The organism is Pseudomonas sp. HLMP (genome assembly GCF_046365545.1).
Lineage (GTDB): Bacteria > Pseudomonadota > Gammaproteobacteria > Pseudomonadales > Pseudomonadaceae > Aquipseudomonas > Aquipseudomonas guariconensis_B.
Genome location: NZ_JBDLLR010000003.1, coordinates 1 through 824, shown reverse-complemented (window position 1 = coordinate 824; position 824 = coordinate 1). Strand labels below are relative to the sequence as shown.

Sequence of the window (824 nt, the reverse complement as noted above, 5' to 3'; positions counted from 1 at the left end):
CCGACCAACACCGCCTACTTCCGTCCGGCCCTGGGCGGCGACATGGCGGTGATGCGCGGTATCGCCAAGTACCTCCTGCAGTGGGAGCGCGAGGCCCAGGCCAAGGGCGAGCCAGCGGTGTTCGACCATGCCTTCATCGCCGAGCACACCAGCGGTATCGACGCCTACCTGGCGGCGGTGGACGCCACGCCCTGGGCGCACATCATCGAGCAATCCGGCCTGAGCCAGGCCGAGATCGAGTTGGCCGCGCGCATGTACCGCAAGGCCGAGCGGGTGATCATGTGCTGGGCGATGGGCGTGACCCAGCACCGTCACTCGGTGCCCACCGTGCAGGAGATCGTCAACCTGCAACTGCTGCGCGGCAACGTCGGCAAGCCCGGTGCCGGCCTGTCGCCGGTGCGTGGCCACAGCAACGTGCAGGGCGACCGCACCATGGGCATCGACGAAAAGCCCCCGGTGCGTCTGCTCGATGCCCTCGAAAAGCGTTTTCACTTCAAGGTGCCCCGCGAACATGGGCACAACGCCGTGCTGGCGATCAAGGCCATGGAAGAGCAGCGCGCCAAGGTGTTCATCGGCCTGGGTGGCAACTTCGCCCAGGCGACGCCGGACACCCCGCGCACCCATGCGGCGATGCGCAACTGCGACCTGACCGTGCACATCGCCACCAAGCTCAACCGCTCGCACCTGGTGACCGGGCGTGACGCGCTGATCCTGCCGTGCCTCGGCCGGACGGAAATCGACCTGCAGGCCGAGGGGCCGCAAGGCGTCACCGTGGAAGACACCTTCAGCATGGTGCACATCTCCCATGGCCAGTTGAAACCGCG

1 protein-coding gene is annotated in these 824 nt (G+C 67.4%); it reads left to right on the top strand.

Annotated elements, in window-relative coordinates:
* Positions 1-824: molybdopterin-dependent oxidoreductase (locus tag ABFA30_RS23855; protein ID WP_410046075.1), on the top strand; the 824-nt coding region annotated here is incomplete at both ends.